Origin of the sequence: Streptomyces sp. C1-1, from assembly GCF_050214755.1 — a bacterium.
Classification (GTDB): domain Bacteria; phylum Actinomycetota; class Actinomycetes; order Streptomycetales; family Streptomycetaceae; genus Streptomyces.
Map to the genome: position 1 here is coordinate 1,436,736 of NZ_CP189826.1, position 14,907 is coordinate 1,451,642.

14 protein-coding genes are annotated in these 14,907 nt (G+C 71.9%); 12 read left to right on the forward strand and 2 right to left on the reverse strand.

Annotated features, from left to right (window positions below; all coding sequences use genetic code 11):
* The first annotated feature begins 21 nt into the window (after positions 1-21).
* From ACQF4J_RS06535 to ACQF4J_RS06545, 3 genes are read left to right on the forward strand one after another with little or no spacing between them, the layout of a single operon-like run.
* Entirely contained in the window at positions 22-828 is an 807-nt protein-coding gene (locus ACQF4J_RS06535; protein ID WP_427165040.1) for an HlyD family efflux transporter periplasmic adaptor subunit, read from the forward strand.
* On the forward strand, positions 825-3,047 hold the full coding sequence (locus tag ACQF4J_RS06540; protein ID WP_427165042.1) for an NHLP family bacteriocin export ABC transporter peptidase/permease/ATPase subunit: 2,223 nt from the start codon (positions 825-827) through the stop codon (positions 3,045-3,047). The genes ACQF4J_RS06535 and ACQF4J_RS06540 overlap by 4 nt, the downstream gene beginning before the upstream one ends.
* Position 3,048: 1 nt before the next feature.
* Positions 3,049-5,865, forward strand: coding sequence for an NHLP bacteriocin export ABC transporter permease/ATPase subunit (locus ACQF4J_RS06545; protein WP_351805752.1), 2,817 nt, complete (start codon positions 3,049-3,051; stop codon positions 5,863-5,865).
* Between the two features lie 7 nt (positions 5,866-5,872).
* On the opposite strand, the gene ACQF4J_RS06550 is transcribed toward ACQF4J_RS06545, so the two are convergent.
* On the reverse strand, positions 5,873-6,400 hold the full coding sequence (locus ACQF4J_RS06550) for an SRPBCC family protein (protein WP_427165045.1): 528 nt from the start codon (positions 6,398-6,400) through the stop codon (positions 5,873-5,875).
* Positions 6,401-6,587: 187 nt separating this feature from the next.
* On the opposite strand from ACQF4J_RS06550, the gene ACQF4J_RS06555 reads away from it, so the two are divergent.
* The 7 genes from ACQF4J_RS06555 to ACQF4J_RS06585 all read left to right on the forward strand — a co-directional run bounded on the left by ACQF4J_RS06555 (position 6,588) and on the right by ACQF4J_RS06585 (position 11,924).
* Positions 6,588-8,090, forward strand: a complete 1,503-nt coding sequence (locus tag ACQF4J_RS06555; RefSeq protein WP_427165047.1) for an MFS transporter — start codon at positions 6,588-6,590, stop codon at positions 8,088-8,090.
* Between the two features lie 154 nt (positions 8,091-8,244).
* Complete coding sequence (locus ACQF4J_RS06560) at positions 8,245-9,252, forward strand: Ppx/GppA family phosphatase (protein ID WP_427165049.1); 1,008 nt, start codon at positions 8,245-8,247, stop codon at positions 9,250-9,252.
* Positions 9,253-9,267: 15 nt separating this feature from the next.
* Positions 9,268-9,438 (forward strand): hypothetical protein, encoded by a 171-nt coding sequence (locus tag ACQF4J_RS06565; RefSeq protein ID WP_351805748.1) that lies wholly within the window; start codon positions 9,268-9,270, stop codon positions 9,436-9,438.
* A 97-nt stretch (positions 9,439-9,535) separates the two neighbouring features.
* Entirely contained in the window at positions 9,536-10,549 is a 1,014-nt protein-coding gene (locus ACQF4J_RS06570; protein WP_351581451.1) for an iron-containing redox enzyme family protein, read from the forward strand.
* Positions 10,550-10,570: 21 nt separating this feature from the next.
* Positions 10,571-11,224 carry a HemK2/MTQ2 family protein methyltransferase gene (locus ACQF4J_RS06575; protein ID WP_427165051.1) on the forward strand — a complete coding sequence of 218 codons (654 nt, stop codon included), beginning with the start codon at positions 10,571-10,573 and terminating at the stop codon, positions 11,222-11,224.
* Positions 11,205-11,402, forward strand: coding sequence for a CDGSH iron-sulfur domain-containing protein (locus tag ACQF4J_RS06580; protein WP_351581421.1), 198 nt, complete (start codon positions 11,205-11,207; stop codon positions 11,400-11,402). Before ACQF4J_RS06575 ends, ACQF4J_RS06580 begins: the two co-directional genes overlap by 20 nt.
* A 144-nt stretch (positions 11,403-11,546) precedes the next feature.
* Positions 11,547-11,924: an STAS domain-containing protein gene (locus ACQF4J_RS06585; RefSeq protein ID WP_351581420.1), complete on the forward strand. Its 378-nt coding sequence runs from the start codon at positions 11,547-11,549 to the stop codon at positions 11,922-11,924.
* Between the two features lie 136 nt (positions 11,925-12,060).
* Here the strand turns inward: ACQF4J_RS06585 and ACQF4J_RS06590 are convergent, their stop codons facing one another.
* On the reverse strand, positions 12,061-12,480 hold the full coding sequence (locus ACQF4J_RS06590; protein ID WP_351581418.1) for a subtilase-type protease inhibitor: 420 nt from the start codon (positions 12,478-12,480) through the stop codon (positions 12,061-12,063).
* Between the two features lie 325 nt (positions 12,481-12,805).
* Here ACQF4J_RS06590 and ACQF4J_RS06595 point away from each other — a divergent pair, with 325 nt between their 5' ends.
* Both ACQF4J_RS06595 and ACQF4J_RS06600 read left to right on the forward strand, forming a co-directional pair.
* Positions 12,806-13,363 carry a hypothetical protein gene (locus ACQF4J_RS06595; RefSeq protein WP_427165054.1) on the forward strand — a complete coding sequence of 186 codons (558 nt, stop codon included), beginning with the start codon at positions 12,806-12,808 and terminating at the stop codon, positions 13,361-13,363.
* A 287-nt stretch (positions 13,364-13,650) separates the two neighbouring features.
* Positions 13,651-14,820, forward strand: coding sequence for a lactate 2-monooxygenase (locus tag ACQF4J_RS06600; protein WP_427165056.1), 1,170 nt, complete (start codon positions 13,651-13,653; stop codon positions 14,818-14,820).
* Positions 14,821-14,907 lie beyond the last annotated feature (87 nt).

The following is a 14,907-nucleotide window of genomic DNA, read 5'->3' on the forward strand; positions in this document are numbered from 1 at the left end:
TTTTCAGGTGAGGGAATTTCCGTGCAGTTCCGCCAACAGGCCCTCGCCAAGCTGCAGTCGCCGGAGGAGCTCGACCTTCCGGTGCGCTTCGCCCGTCCCCAGGGCTGGCTGGTCCTCTCCGTGACCGTGGTCGCGGTGGCCGCCGCCTCGGTGTGGGCGGTGACCGGCTCGGTGGCCTCCACGGTCAGCGCGCCCGCCATCCTCACCCACGGCGAGGGCAGTTACATCCTGCAGAGCCCGGTCGCGGGCCAGGTCACCGCGGTCCTCGCCAAGCAGGGCGAGCGGCTGCCGGCCGACGCCCCCGTCCTGAAGGTCCGTACGGCCCAGGGCGACTCCGTCGTGCGCACGGTCGCAGCGGGCCGCATCACCGGACTCGCCGCCACCATCGGCCAGATCATCCAGACCGGCGCGAACGTCGCCGCGGTCGAGAAGGTCGCCCATGCCTCGGACCCGCTGTACGCCACGGTGTACGTGCCCGCCGAGAACGCGGCCGCCATCCCGGAGAACGCCGCGGTCGACCTGACCGTCTCCTCCGTTCCCACGCAGGAGTACGGCGTGCTGCGCGGCCATGTGAAGTCGGTCGACCGCTCCGCCGAATCCGCCCAGCAGATCGCCGCGTTCCTCGGGGACAGCCAGCTGGGCGAGCAGTTCACCAAGAAGGGCCGCCCGGTGGCCGTGACGGTGAAGCTGGACAAGTCGTCCTCCACGAAGAGCGGCTACAAGTGGTCGTCCAAGGACGGCCCGCCCTTCGATCTCACCTCCATGACGACGGCCTCGGGCTCGATCCGGCTGGCCGACCAGCGTCCCGTCGATTGGCTGCTGCCGTGAGTGTCACCCAGGAGACGCGGAGCAGGCGCCGCGCCGCCCCGCCCAAGCGTCCGGTCCCGACCGGGAAGGCGAAGACCGTCCGCACACCGACGGTGCTTCAGATGGAGGCCGTCGAGTGCGGCGCCGCCTCCCTGGCCATAGTCCTCGGCCACTACGGCAAGCACGTCCCGCTGGAGGAGCTGCGCATCGCCTGCGGCGTCTCGCGGGACGGCTCGCGCGCCAGCAACCTGCTGAAGGCGGCCCGTAGTTACGGTCTGACGGCCAAGGGCATGCAGATGGACACGGCCGCCCTCGCCGAGGTGAAGACGCCGGCCGTGCTGTTCTGGGAGTTCAACCACTACGTCGTCTACGACGGTATGGGGCGCCGCTTCGGCCGGCGCGGCGTGTACATCAACGACCCCGGCAAGGGCCGCCGGTTCGTGCCCATGGAGGACTTCGACGGCAGCTTCACCGGTGTCGTGCTGGTGATGGAGCCCGGCGAGGGCTTCACCAAGGGCGGCCGCAAGCCCGGCGTGCTGGGCGCGATGCCGGCGCGGCTGCGCGGCACGGCGGGCACGATGCCGGCCGCGGTGCTGGCGAGCCTGCTGCTCGTGCTGGTCGGCGCGGCGGTGCCGGCGCTCGGCCGCACCTACATCGACTTGTTCCTGATCGGCGGTCAGACCTCGCTGCTGGGCGTGCTGTTCGCGTCGATGGGCGCGTGCGTGCTGCTCACCGTGCTGCTGACCTGGCTGCAGCAGGCGAACCTGCTGCGCGGCCGCATCATCTCCTCCACCCTCTCCAGCGCGCGCTTCCTGCGCCATCTGCTGCGGCTGCCGGTGACGTTCTTCGCCCAGCGCAGCCCGGCCGACCTGGTGCAGCGGCTGCAGTCCAACGACCAGGTCGCCGAGACTCTGGCCCGCGACCTCGCGGCGGCGGGCGTGGACGCGGTGGTCGTCGTGCTCTACGCCGTACTCCTCTACACCTACGACCCCCAGCTCACCTTCGTCGGCATCGGCGTCGCCCTGCTGAACATCGTCGCCATGCGCGTGGTCATCCGGCTGCGCGCCACCCGCACGGCCAAGCTGCGCGCCGACAGCGCCCGTCTCACCAACACGGCCTACACGGGACTGCAGTTGATCGAGACGATGAAGGCGACCGGCGGCGAGGACGGCTACTTCCGCAAGTGGGCCGGGCAGCACGCCACCACGCTGGAGGAGCAGCAGCGGCTGGGTGTGCCGAGCGCCTGGCTGGGCGTGGTCGCGCCGACGCTGGCCTCGCTCAACAGCGCGGTGATCCTGTGGATCGGCGGTATGCGCGCGGTCGAGGGCGGCATCTCGGTGGGCCTGCTGGTCGCCTTCCAGTCGCTGGTCACGCGCTTCACCGCCCCGATCACCCGTCTCAACGGCGTGGCGGGCCGCATCCAGGACTTCGCGGCCGACGTGGCCCGCTTGAAGGACGTCGAGAACTTCCAGGCCGACCCGCTCTACGGGCGCCCCGGCGCCGGTGACTCCACGCGCCGTCTGCACGGCCACGTCGAGCTGCAGAACATCACGTTCGGCTACAACCCGTTGGACAAGCCCCTGCTCACCGGCTTCGACCTGACCGTCGGCCCCGGTCAGCAGGTCGCGCTGGTCGGTGGCTCCGGCAGCGGCAAGTCCACGGTCTCCAGGCTCATTTCGGGTCTGTACTCGCCGTGGGAGGGCGTGATCCGCATCGACGGGCAGCGCCTGGACGACATCCCGCGCGGGGCGCTGGCCGCCTCCGTCTCCTTCGTGGACCAGGAGGTCTTCCTCTTCGAGGGGTCGGTGCGCGACAACGTGGCGCTGTGGGATCCGTCGATCCCGGACGACGCGGTGGTGGACGCGCTGCGCGACGCGGCGCTCTACGACGTCGTGATGCGCCGCCCCGGCGGCATCCACAGCAAGGTCGAGCAGGACGGCCGCAACTTCTCCGGCGGTCAGCGTCAACGGCTGGAGATCGCGAGGGCGTTGGTGCGCAGGCCGAGCATCCTGGTGCTCGACGAGGTGACCAGCGCGCTGGACGCGGAGACCGAGCAGGTCGTCATGGACAACCTGCGCAGGCGCGGCTGCGCGTGTGTCGTGATCGCACACCGGCTCAGCACCGTGCGCGACAGCGACGAGATCGTGGTACTGCAGCACGGCACGATCGTGGAACGCGGGCGGCACGAGGACCTGGTGGCGCGCGGCGGCGCGTACGCGGCGCTGGTCAGGGAGCGATGAGATGACGACACCGCACGAGGGCGACCTCGTTCTCGGCGCCCTCGGGTCCATGGGCACGCTGGTCGACTGCTCCGGCCTGACCCGGCTGGACCTGGAGGGCCCGCAGGTGCTGTGGCTGGTCGCGGCCGGCAGCCTGGACCTGTTCGCGGTGGACGCCGCGCAGCAGGGCCACTGGCACCACCTCGGCCGGCTGGAGGCGGGCTCACTGCTGCTGGGACCCGTCGCCGGGCCGCAACACACCCTGGTGGCACGCCCGTTGCGCGACTGCGTGGTGCACCGCATCGGCCTGCGCGAGCTGTACCAGACGGCCGACACCCAGACCTGGTCCTACGACGAGTACGGCAACCCGCAGTACGTGCCGCCGACCACGAGCCCGCTGGAGTACGCCCTCGCTCTCGGCGTCGGCCGCAGCCTGTCCGTCCTCTTCCAGGCGCCGATGGCGACCGAACGGGCGGCCGAGGTCACGGATGACGACGTGTTCTGGATGCAGGTGCCGCCCGGCAGCGTGCAGTACGGCTCGCTGTACGGCGCAGAGGCCGCCGCCGACCTGCTGATGGACCCCGCGGTCTGGCAGAGCATGGTCGACCAGCAGTACCGGCTGCTGACCACGCTGGACCGCTGGATCGAGCAGCTGGAGCGGACGCACGAGACGCGCACGGCGGCCGGCATCAAGGCCGGTGAGGCGGTCCGCGCCCAGGCCGACCGGACGCTGCTGGCCTCCATCGGCAAGTCCTCGTCCCAGCGCGCGACCGCCGCCGACGCGGACGCGACGTACGCGGCCTGCAAGCTCGTCGCCGAGGCGGCCGGCATCCGGCTCGCCGACCGCACGCAGGCCGGCACCGGCAGCGACCGGCTCGACCCGGTGGAACAGGTGGCCGTCGCCTCCCGTGTCCGGACCAGGGCGGTGCGCCTGGACGGCCACTGGTGGCGGGACGACGTCGGCCCGCTCGTCGGTCACCGGGCGCTGTCGGGTGCGCCGGTCGCGCTGCTGTGGCGGCGCGGCGGCTATGTGGCCGTGCATCCGGCGACCGGCCGGGAGACTCCGGTCGAGAAGGCCAACGCCGAGGAGTTCGAGCCGCGCGCGGTGATGTTCTACCGGCCGTTGCCGGACCGGACGCTGAGTCCGCTGCGGCTGCTGCGGTTCAGCATGCAGGGCACCGGAAGCGACCTCGTGAACCTGCTCCTGAGCGGTCTCGTCACGGTCGCCATCGGCGCGCTGGTGCCGATCGCGACCGGCAAGGTGCTCGGCGAGTTCGTGCCGAGGGCGCAGACGAACCTGATCGGGCAGGTCTGTCTGGCGGTAATGGTGACGAGCCTCGTCGCGGCGGCCTTCATGCTGCTGGAGAACCTCACCATCCTGCGGCTGGAGGGCCGTATCGAGGCCACGCTGCAGCCGGCCGTCTGGGACCGGCTGCTGAGGCTGCCCACGAAGTTCTTCACCGAGCGCTCCACCGGTGAGCTGGCGAGCGCGGCGATGGGCATCAGCGCGATGCGCCGCATGATGGCGGGCATCGGCCCGGTCGTCGCCCAGTCGGTGACGGTCGGCGCGATGAACCTGGGGCTGCTGTTCTGGTACAGCCCGTCGATGGCGCTGGCGGCGATCGGCATGCTCGTCGTCATCGCGGGCGCGTTCCTGGGGCTCGGCCTGTGGCAGGTGCGCTGGCAGCGCAAGCTGGTGGTGCTCGGCAACAAGCTGAACAACCAGGCGTTCCAGACCCTGCGCGGGCTGCCGAAGCTGCGGGTGGCGGCGGCCGAGAACTACGCCTACGCGGCCTGGGCGTCGGAGTTCGCGCGCAGCCGTGAACTGCAGCAGAAGGTCGGCCGCATCAAGAACCTCACGACGGTCATGGGCGCGGTCTACCTTCCCCTGTGCACCCTGCTGATGTTCATGTTGCTGGCCGGTCCGGCGCGCGGTTCGATGTCGGCGGCGAGCTTCCTGACGTTCAACACCTCTGTCACGATGCTGCTGACCTCGGTCACCCAGCTGACCGGCGCGTTCGTCTCGGCGGTGGCCGCTCTCCCGCTGTTCGAGGAGATCAAGCCGGTGCTGGAGGCGACGCCGGAGGTGCGCACGGCGAGCACCCGGCCGGGTCCGCTGTCGGGCGCGATCGAGGCGCGCCGGCTGTCCTTCCGGTACGCCGACGACGGGCCGCTGGTCCTGGACGACGTGTCCTTCGAGGTGCGCCCGGGCGAGTTCGTGGCGATCGTCGGCCCCAGCGGCTGCGGCAAGTCCACGCTGCTCAGGCTGCTGATCGGCTTCGACAAGCCGGTCTCGGGCAGTGTCCTGTACGACGGCCAGGACCTGGCCGCCCTGGACCAGTCGGCGGTGCGCCGTCAGTGCGGTGTCGTGCTGCAGCACGCGCAGCCGTTCACCGGCTCCGTCCTGGACGTCATCTGCGGCACCGAGCCGTACACGCCGGAGGAGGCGATGGCGGCGGCCGAGATGGCGGGGCTGGCCGAGGACATCAAGCGGATGCCGATGGGGCTGCACACGATCGTCTCGGGCAGCGGTGCCGTCTCCGGCGGCCAGCGCCAGCGCCTCATGATCGCCCAGGCGCTGATCCGCCGGCCGCGGATCCTGTTCTTCGACGAGGCCACCAGCGCCCTCGACAACGAGACCCAGCGCACGGTGATCGAGTCGACCAAGGCACTCAACGCCACCCGGATCGTCATCGCCCACCGCCTGTCGACGGTCCTCGACGCCGACCGCGTGATCGTCATGGAGGACGGCAAGGTCGCCCAGCAGGGCCCGCCGGCGCAGCTGCTGGCGGACACGGGCGGTCGGCTGCACGAGCTGGTGCGGCGCCAGATGGCGTGAGCGGCGGTCAGTCCAGGCCCGGGACCGGCGCCCCGGAGGGCACACCGGCCTCGACGTAGGCGTCGTAGAACTCCTTCCACAGCGCGCTCGGCCCGGCGTGCGGTTCCTCGAACCGCTCGCCGCGCGCGTGTGCGTCGAGTGCGGCCAGGCACACCTCCCAGCCGGCGGCGTTGCGGGCGGCGGTGTCGGCGGCCCGCAGGACGTTGGTCAGGGTGAAGCGGGTGCGTCCTTCGTCCAGTGCCTCGAGGTCGAAGCGGAGCTCGTCGCCGCCCCACTCGAAGGACAGGTGGCGGGGTTCGTCCAGGCCGAGCACCCGGCCGGTGGACTCCGGCATGTTCGGGTCCGCGCCGAAGGTGATGGTGCCGCCGGGGCGCGGGTCGATCTCGGCGCGGAAGGGGAACCAGTGGGCGAGTTCCCCGGCGTCGGTGACGAACTGCCAGACCCGCTCGACCGGCAGCTCGTAGGTGCGGGCGAAGCGGACGGCCCGGCGGCCGTCGTCGAGGGTCGGGCAGGTACCGGTGAGAGCAACGGCCATGGTGATCAGTCCTCCAGGGACAGCGTGGCACGGCGCGGAGGGGACCGGCACCGACGAGACGGACGCCACACCTAGCGAAACGTTGCCGTTTCGCTAGGGCAGGGTCTAGGCTGCATCTGTACGAAACAGTTTCGTTCTTGGCTTCGTGCTTCCGCATTCCGAACGGCTTCCCTGGAGTGGTTCCCCCATGACCCAGAAGACCCTCACCGACAGCACCTCCACGGGTGCCGTCGAGGCGCCCGGCGCGCCCTCCTCGAAGCGATGGTGGATCCTCGCCGTCGTCGCGGTCGCCCAGCTGATGGTGGTGCTCGACGCGACCATCGTGAACATCGCCCTGCCCTCCGCCCAGGCCGACCTCGGGTTCTCCGACGGCAACCGGCAGTGGATCGTCACCGCCTACGCCCTGGCGTTCGCCTCGCTGCTGCTGCTCGGCGACCGGATAGCCGACCTGTTCGGGCGCAAGACGGCCTTCCTGGTCGGCGTGGTCGGCTTCGCCGCCGTCTCCGCGCTGGGCGGAGCCGCCAACGGCTTCGGAATGCTCGTCACCGCGCGCGCCCTGCAGGGTGCCTTCGGCGCGCTGCTCGCGCCGGCCGCGCTGTCCCTGCTGAACACGACGTTCACCGACGCCCGGGAACGCGCCCGGGCCTTCAGCGTGTACGGCGCCATCGCCGGCGCCGGCGGTGCCGTGGGCCTGCTGCTCGGCGGTGTGCTGACCGACGCCTTCGACTGGCGCTGGACGCTGTACGTGAACGTTCTGATCGCCGTCGTCGCCTTCGTGGGCGGCTGGATGCTGCTGACCAACCACCGCGACGCCGAGAACGGCAAGCTGGACGTGCCCGGCACGATCCTGGTCGCCTCCGGACTGTTCTCGCTGGTCTACGGCTTCTCCAACGCCGAGACGCACGACTGGGGCTCGGCCCTCACCTGGGGCTTCCTGACCGCGGGCGGGCTGCTGCTGGCGGCCTTCGCCTGGTGGCAGACCCGGGCCGCGCACCCGCTGCTGCCGCTGCGCATCCTGCTCGACCGCAATCGGGCGGCCTCCTTCCTCGCGGTGCTGATCTCCGCCGGCGGCATGTTCGGCGTGTTCCTCTTCCTCACCTACTACCTGCAGCTGAACCTCGGCTTCAGCCCGACGAAGACCGGTGTGGCGTTCCTGCCGATGGTGGGCGCGCTGATGGTGGCCGCGCAGCTCGGCACCACGGTCCTGCTGCCGCGCATCGGGCCGAAGGTGGCCGTCCCGTTGGGCTTCGCGGTGGCCGCGGTCGGCATGGCCTGGCTGACCGGCATCGGCGTCGGCTCCAGCTACGTCAGCGCGGTGCTCCCCCAGCTGATCGTGACCGGCATCGGTCTGGGCCTGGTCATGCCGGCCTCCATGCAGCTGGCCACCGGCGGGGTGACCGCCGAGGACGCGGGCGTCGCCTCCGCGACGGTCAACGCCATGCAGCAGGTGGGCGGTTCGATCGGTACGGCGCTGCTGAACACCCTTGCAGCGAGCGCCGCGACCGACTACCTGGCCGGCCGGGACGCGACCAGCAAGCTGGTGCAGGCCCAGGCGACCATCGAGAGCTACACCACGGCCTTCTGGTGGTCGGCGGGCATGTTCGCCGCGGGCGCGGTGATCGCCTTCCTGCTCTTCCGGCGCGGGGTGCCGGAGCAGGACCCGGAGGCCGCGCCGGTCGTCCACATGTGATCGACCGGTAGGAGCCGCCCGGTCCCAGGGGCCGCCGTCCGCAGGGAGACGGCGGCCCCTCCGCGCGCCACGGCGACGGCGGGAACCGGCCAGGGTGGGGCCGCCGGGCACGTGGTGCGCGTTGGTGTGTCCGGAAGTGGGTACCCACCGGCCCATGCGGATCAGCGTCGTGGATGTGGGGTCGAACACGGTACGTCTGGTGGTTTCGGACGCCGACGGCGGGGTGCCCCTGCCCGTCCACACGGCCAAGTGGCGACTGCGGCTGTCGGAGCATGTACGGCCCGGGAACGACATCCCGGAGGAGGACATCGAGCGGCTCGTCGTGGCGGTCACCGAGGCCAGCCGGACCGCGGCCCGCTGGGGCGCGGCCGGTCCGCTGGCCTTCGCGACCGCCGTGGTGCGCAGCGCCCCGAACCGCCTGGAGGTCCTGCGCGCCGTCCGCTCCCGGACCGGTGTCCAGCTGTGCACCCTGCCCGGCGAACTGGAGGCGGAGCTCACCTTTCTCGGGGCGCGGCGCTGGATGGGCTGGCGGTCGGGACCGCTGGCGCTGCTGGACATCGGCGGTGGTTCCCTCGAAGTCGCCTTCGGCCGCGGCCGGTTGCCGGACTTCGTGGCCTCGCTGCCGCTGGGCGCGGGCCGGCTGACCCATGAGTTCCTCCACGGCGAGGACCCGCCCAGCCGGGAGCAGGTGCGGGCGCTGCGCCGCAAGGTCCGCCACCAACTGCGGGACGTGGCGGCGCGGATCCGCTGGGAGGGCCCGCGCACCGCGGTCGCCACCTCCCGGACGTTCCAGCAGCTGGGCCGGCTGTGCGGCGCCGCCCCGGGGCGGCACGGGCCGTTCGTGGAGCGGCAGCTGCGCCGCGCCGACCTACGGCTGGCCGTCGACCGGCTGGCCGCGCTGTCCGCGGCCGAACGCTCCCGGCTGCCCGGCATCTCCGCGCCGCGCGCCGCGCAGAGCCTGGCCGGCGCGCTGGTCGGGCACACCGCCATGAAACTGACCGGCCTCAGCGCGGTCACCGTCTGCCCCTGGGCGATCCGCGAGGGCGTCCTGCTGCGCCACATCGAGGACGGCCCGGCCTGGTGGGCGGAGGTCAACCGGCTCGACGAGTCGCCCGCGGCCCCCGAACCGCTGCCCCTGCGGATCGCCACCGCCGGCCACTGAAGCAAGGGAGCCATCGTGCCCGAGAACCACGAGAACGCCGAGCGGCCGCCGAAGACCGCCCTGGAGGAGGTCCTGCGGGAGGCCGAGGACGCCGAGGTGCCCGGCGAGCAACGGGACGACGAGGGCGAGGCGGCGGACGCGATCACGCCCAGCAGGCGCGCGCAGGAGGAGTCCGGGGGCGAGTGAGACCGCTCTGCGCCCACGGGGCCGTCGTAGCTGGTCGCGCGCTCGCCCGGGGCGAGGAAGGACGTTGGTGACGGCCATCCCGGGGTACCCGGCCGGCATGTCGTACGACCATGATGGGCCGCTGTTTCCGTCGCCCCGAGGGCCGGTCTCGGCCGGTGTGAAGGGCTACCTGCTGAACAACGGCCCACTGCCCCGGCCAGAGACCGTCGCCGCCGCCGACCCGTACGGGGACGACCTCCAGATCGCCCTGTACCTCTGCTACGAACTGCACTACCGGGGTCTGGCGGGCGTGCCCCCGGAGCGCGAGTGGGACACCGACCTGCTGCGCACCCGGGCCGCGCTGGAGCACCGCTTCCTGACCACTCTGCGCGCCGACACCACGGTGCACGACAGTGTCGAGGACGCGCTGGGCGACCTGCTCGTCGAGCCCGTCGAGGGCAGCGGCGTCAGCCACTTCCTGCGGGAGCAGGGCGAGTTGTGGCAGGTGCGCGAGTACGCCACCCACCGCTCGCTGTACCACCTCAAGGAGGCCGACCCGCACGCCTGGGTGCTGCCGCGGCTCACCGGGCGGGCCAAGGTGGCCATGGCGGCGGTGGAGTTCGACGAGTTCGGCGGCGGCCGCCCCGACCGGCTGCACGCGCGCCTGTTCGCGAACCTGATGACGGACCTGGGCCTCGACACGACGTACGGCCGCTATGTCGACGCGGCGAGCGCGGAGATGCTCGCCACCGTCAACCTCATGTCCCTCTTCGGCCTGCACCGGGCGCTGCGCGGCGCCCTGGTCGGTCACTTCGCCGCCGTCGAGATCACCTCGTCGCCGGGGTCCCGGCGACTGGCCGACGCGATGCGCCGCACGGGAGCGGGGCCGGCCGCCGAGCACTTCTACGACGAACACGTGGAGGCCGACGCCGTCCACGAGCAGGTCGTACGACACGACGTCATCGGCGGTCTGCTGGAGGAGCAGCCGCATCTGGCACCGGACGTGGTGTTCGGCATCGATGCCACAGGACATGTCGAGGACCGGTTCGCCGCCCGGCTGCTCGAGGACTGGCGGGCGGGCCGTTCCTCCCTGCGCTCTTGCGATATTTCCGAAATCTCCCATACTTCCTGATTGCCTGGGTACTTGGCTCGGGTGAATCCACTGGTACCGCCGGGTGTCTACTCCCCGCAGGAAGACACCGATCTGCTGACCGAAGCCCTGTTCGAAGAACCGTTGCCGCCGGGCGCGGACGTCCTCGACGTGGGGACCGGCACCGGCGCCCTGGCCCTGGCCGCGGCGCGCCGCGGCACGCGGGTGACCGCCGTGGACGTCTCCTGGCGGGCGGTGTACGCCGCGCGTCTGAACGCCCGGATGGCGGGGCTTCCGCTGCGCATCCGGCGCGGGGACCTGTTCGCGCCGGTCCGCGGCCAGCGGTTCGACCTGATCCTGTCCAACCCGCCCTACGTGCCCGCGCCCGCCGAGCGCGACCGGCCGCGCGGAGCGGCCCGCGCCTGGGACGCGGGCGGGGACGGCCGGCTCATCCTGAACCGGATCTGCCGCGAGGCCCCGGATCTGCTGCGGCCCGGCGGCGTCCTGCTGATGATCCACTCCGCGCTCAGCGGCCCGGAGGAGACCCTTGCCCATCTGCACGACGCGGGCCTGCGAGCATCGGTGACGCAACGTCACTTCATCCCGTTCGGCCCGGTGCTGCGGCAGCGCGCCGGCTGGCTGCGCGGACAGGGCCTGCTGGCCGCCGACGACGAGAAGGAAGAGCTGGTGATCGTCCGTGCCGAACTCCCCGTCTGACAGCGCGCGCCGCATCACGGTCCAGCGCCGCGGCCCCCTTCTCGTCGAGGGTCCGGTCGAGGTGGAACTGGAGGACGGCAGCACCGTCCGCTCCGACCGCTTCCGGGTCGCCCTGTGCACCTGCCGCCGGAGCCGCCGGTTCCCATGGTGCGACACAAGCCATCGCGACCGCGCATAGCCACCCTCCGGCCAGTCAAGCGCTTTCGCTTCAATTCACCAGGTCGGGTGAACCAGCTCTTGCGTGCCGCTCTCCAGGGATGTTCGCCGTCGCACCGGGGTAACTACCGAGACCGAATGGGCCCCTTGCCGAGGTGGAGCGGCCATGACCCCGGATGCGGACGAACGTGCGGGCGAACCGCCTGCGGCGAACCACAACGCTCGCACTCGGTTCGAGGGCCGGTTCACCGTGGTCGAGGCGGTCGGCGAGATCGATCTGGCGACGGCGGGGGCGCTCGCGGAGCATCTGGACGCCGCCACCGCCGGGCCACGGCCGGACGTGCTGGTGGATCTGCGGTACGTCGAGTTCTTCGACTGCTCGGGGCTGCGTGTGCTCTGCCGGGCCGAGGCGCGGGCGAGGGAGCGCGGCGGACGCCTGCGCGTCGTCTCCGACCAGCCGCGCATCCGCAGGCTGCTGGCCGGCACCGGGCTGCTGAAACGCTTTCCGCCCCTCCCCGGTACATCCGGGGAGGGGCGGTGGTGACCCGGGGATCGGCGGGCGGCCCCACTCCGCCCGTCCGACCCCCGGGGCGAGATCGTCGTCGCCCCGCGGCGAGGGCCCGCACTCCCCATCCGCGAACCGCTCAGGTTGACCACGAGGTCCACGCGATCCCGGTCTCTCAGAACTCGAAGACGTCGGCTCCGTAGGCGTACTTCAGGCAGGAGTTGGCGAAGGTGCGCTCATAGGAGACGCGCTTGCCCTGCCAGACGCCGTCGACGGTGACCACGACGGGGTCGTACTGCTTGGTGCACAGCACGTCGGATCTCGGCGCCAGTCCCTCCGGGCCGCCCGCGGCGCGCAGTTCGGCGCAGGCCGGGCCCGCCGCCGGGTGGGTTCCGGAGGGCGTGGGCGCGCAGCTGAGGGTGACCGCCCGCAGCGGGGTCGCGGTGGCGGCGCTGTCGCCGTGACCGACGGTCAGGACCAGGGCCGAGGGGGCGTACAGGGAGGCCGGCGTGGCGAGGGCGGCCCCGGTGAGGGGTCCGCAGACGGCGGTGGCGGTGAGGGCGAGGGTCGCTGCCCAGCGCGCGGTGTTCCGCATCGTGTGCATCCTTCCGCAGGATTCGAGGGTGTGCCGGACCGTTCAGGGGTGGTGCCGGAACCGGCGACCGCGAGTCTGCCGAGTCCGCGACGGAAACACACCTCGACCCCACGCGATTCAGTAACCTTGCGTGTTGAATCAGTGGCGTGAAGTCACAGAATTCGAACACGTCGAGCCCGTAACTGAGCGGTTCTTGATCGCCCGAAGCAGCCAAGTGGCTGGTTTCCACCGCTTCGTTAATAGGCCTGAAACATTCCGGTTGAGCTCTCGGCTGACTCCTCCACACCCCCTTGCGTTCATGAAGCAGTCGAGTAATCGTCATTACATGATTACGAACGAGCAGCGAGAGAATCTGCGCGGCTGGCTCACCGGCCGGCTGCCCGAAGACCTCTTCGAGGAGCCTGTCGAGGTCACGGTCGACCGCGAGGAGATCACCGTGATCGGCCGGATCCCCGCGCCCCGGCTCGCCGAGGACGCCTCGGACGCCGAGCGGGAGGCCGCGGTGGAGGGCCGGATCCAGGAGTTCCGCGAACGGACCCGCGAGGCCCGGATCGAGGTGGCCCGCGAGGCGGAGCACCGCTATCGCCGGAAGGTGTCCTGGGGTGTGGTGTGCGACGGCCGGCGCGCCCTGTTCACCCATGTCGCCGCGCCCGTCATGACCCGGCTGCGCCAGCCCGAGCGGCAGGTCCTCGACACCCTCATCGCCGGCGGGGTCGCCCGCAGCCGCAGTGACGCCCTCGCCTGGTGCGTGCGCCTGGTGCAGCGTCACACCGACGACTGGCTCACCGAACTGCGCGAGTCCCTCGAACACGTCCAGCGGGTCCGGGCACAGGGTCCGGACGCCGAGCCGGAGCCGGAGGACGCGCCGACGGACGAGGAGTGATGGAGGTTTCGTACACCTGGGGGCCGCAGGCGGGCTGAAACGTCCTCTGGTGCGGGTCCTGCGCCCGGCCGTACGGTCGACGGACCGCCGAGAGGACGGCCGTCACGCCCCCCGCGCACCCCAGCGGTGGCGACCGGCCGTCCGCCCCGCAGCACTCACCCGCCCCTTCCTCGATCCTGCCCCCTTGTCCTCGCGCTCCCCCGCCGACGGCCGGTGTGCGGCCCCGCGCATACCGCCGAGTATGGTCACCACGGCGCGTACTCGACGAGGAGAGGCGGGACGTACGGATGGGCAAGCACTGGGCGGACTTCCAGTACGAGATCTATCTCAACGGGCTGTCAGGTGCCGTGCCGCGCCTGCCGACCGATCTGACGCGGCTGGAGGAACTGACCGAGCGGCGCCTCGGCCCCGGACCTGTCGGCTACGTGGCCGGCAGCGCGGGCGACGGCAGCACGGCACGCGCGAACCGTGCGGCCCTGGAGCGGCGCCGGATCGTGCCGCGCATGCTGCGGGACGTCCACGAGCGGGACCTGTCGGTCGAGGTGCTCGGCCGGTCCCTGCCCGCCCCGCTGGCCCTGGCCCCGGTCGGCGTGCTGTCGATCATGCACCCGGAGGCGGAGTCGGCCGCCGCCCGGGCCGCCGCCGCGCAGGGCGTGCCGTACATCCTCTCCTCCGCCTCCAGCACCCCGATGGAGCAGGTCGCGGAGGCGATGGGGGACGCCGAGCGCTGGTTCCAGCTGTACTGGCCCAAGGACGTCGAAGTGGCCCGGAGCTTCCTGAACCGGGCCAGGGCCATCGGGTTCACCGCGCTGGTCGTCACCCTGGACACGCCGTTGCTGGCCTGGCGCCCCCGCGATCTCGACCAGGCGTACCTGCCCTTCCTGCACGGCGTGGGTACCGCCAACTACTTCTCCGACCCGGCCTTCCAGGCGGCCCTGGCCAAGCCGGTGCACGAGGACCCGAACGCGGCCGTGCTGCACTTCGTCGGCATGTTCGCGGACCCGGCCAAAACGTGGCCGGACCTGGCGTTCCTGCGGGAGAACTGGGACGGCCCGATCGTCCTGAAGGGCATCCTGCACCCCGACGACGCCCGGCTCGCCGCCGACGCGGGGATGGACGGAGTCGTCGTCTCCAACCACGGCGGCCGTCAGGTCGCGGGTTCCGTGGCCGCCGCCGACGCGCTCCCCCGCGTCGCCGAAGCCGTCGGCGACCGGCTGACGGTCCTGTTCGACAGCGGCGTCCGCACCGGCGACGACATCTTCAAGGCACTCGCGCTCGGCGCGCGGGCGGTCCTCGTGGGACGGCCCTACGTCTACGGGCTCGGCCTCGACGGACAGCCGGGCGTGGAGCACGTGATCCGCTGTCTGCTGGCCGAACTGGACCTCACCCTCGCCCTGTCGGGACACGCCACTCCCGCCACGATCGGCCCCGCCGACCTGGTCGAGGAATCCGTGTGAGGAGCAGCTCGGCACGATCGCCGCGCAGGGCGGCCGGGGAAGGCCCCGCCGCCCTGCCCGACCGCCGAACACCCGCTTGACACAGGG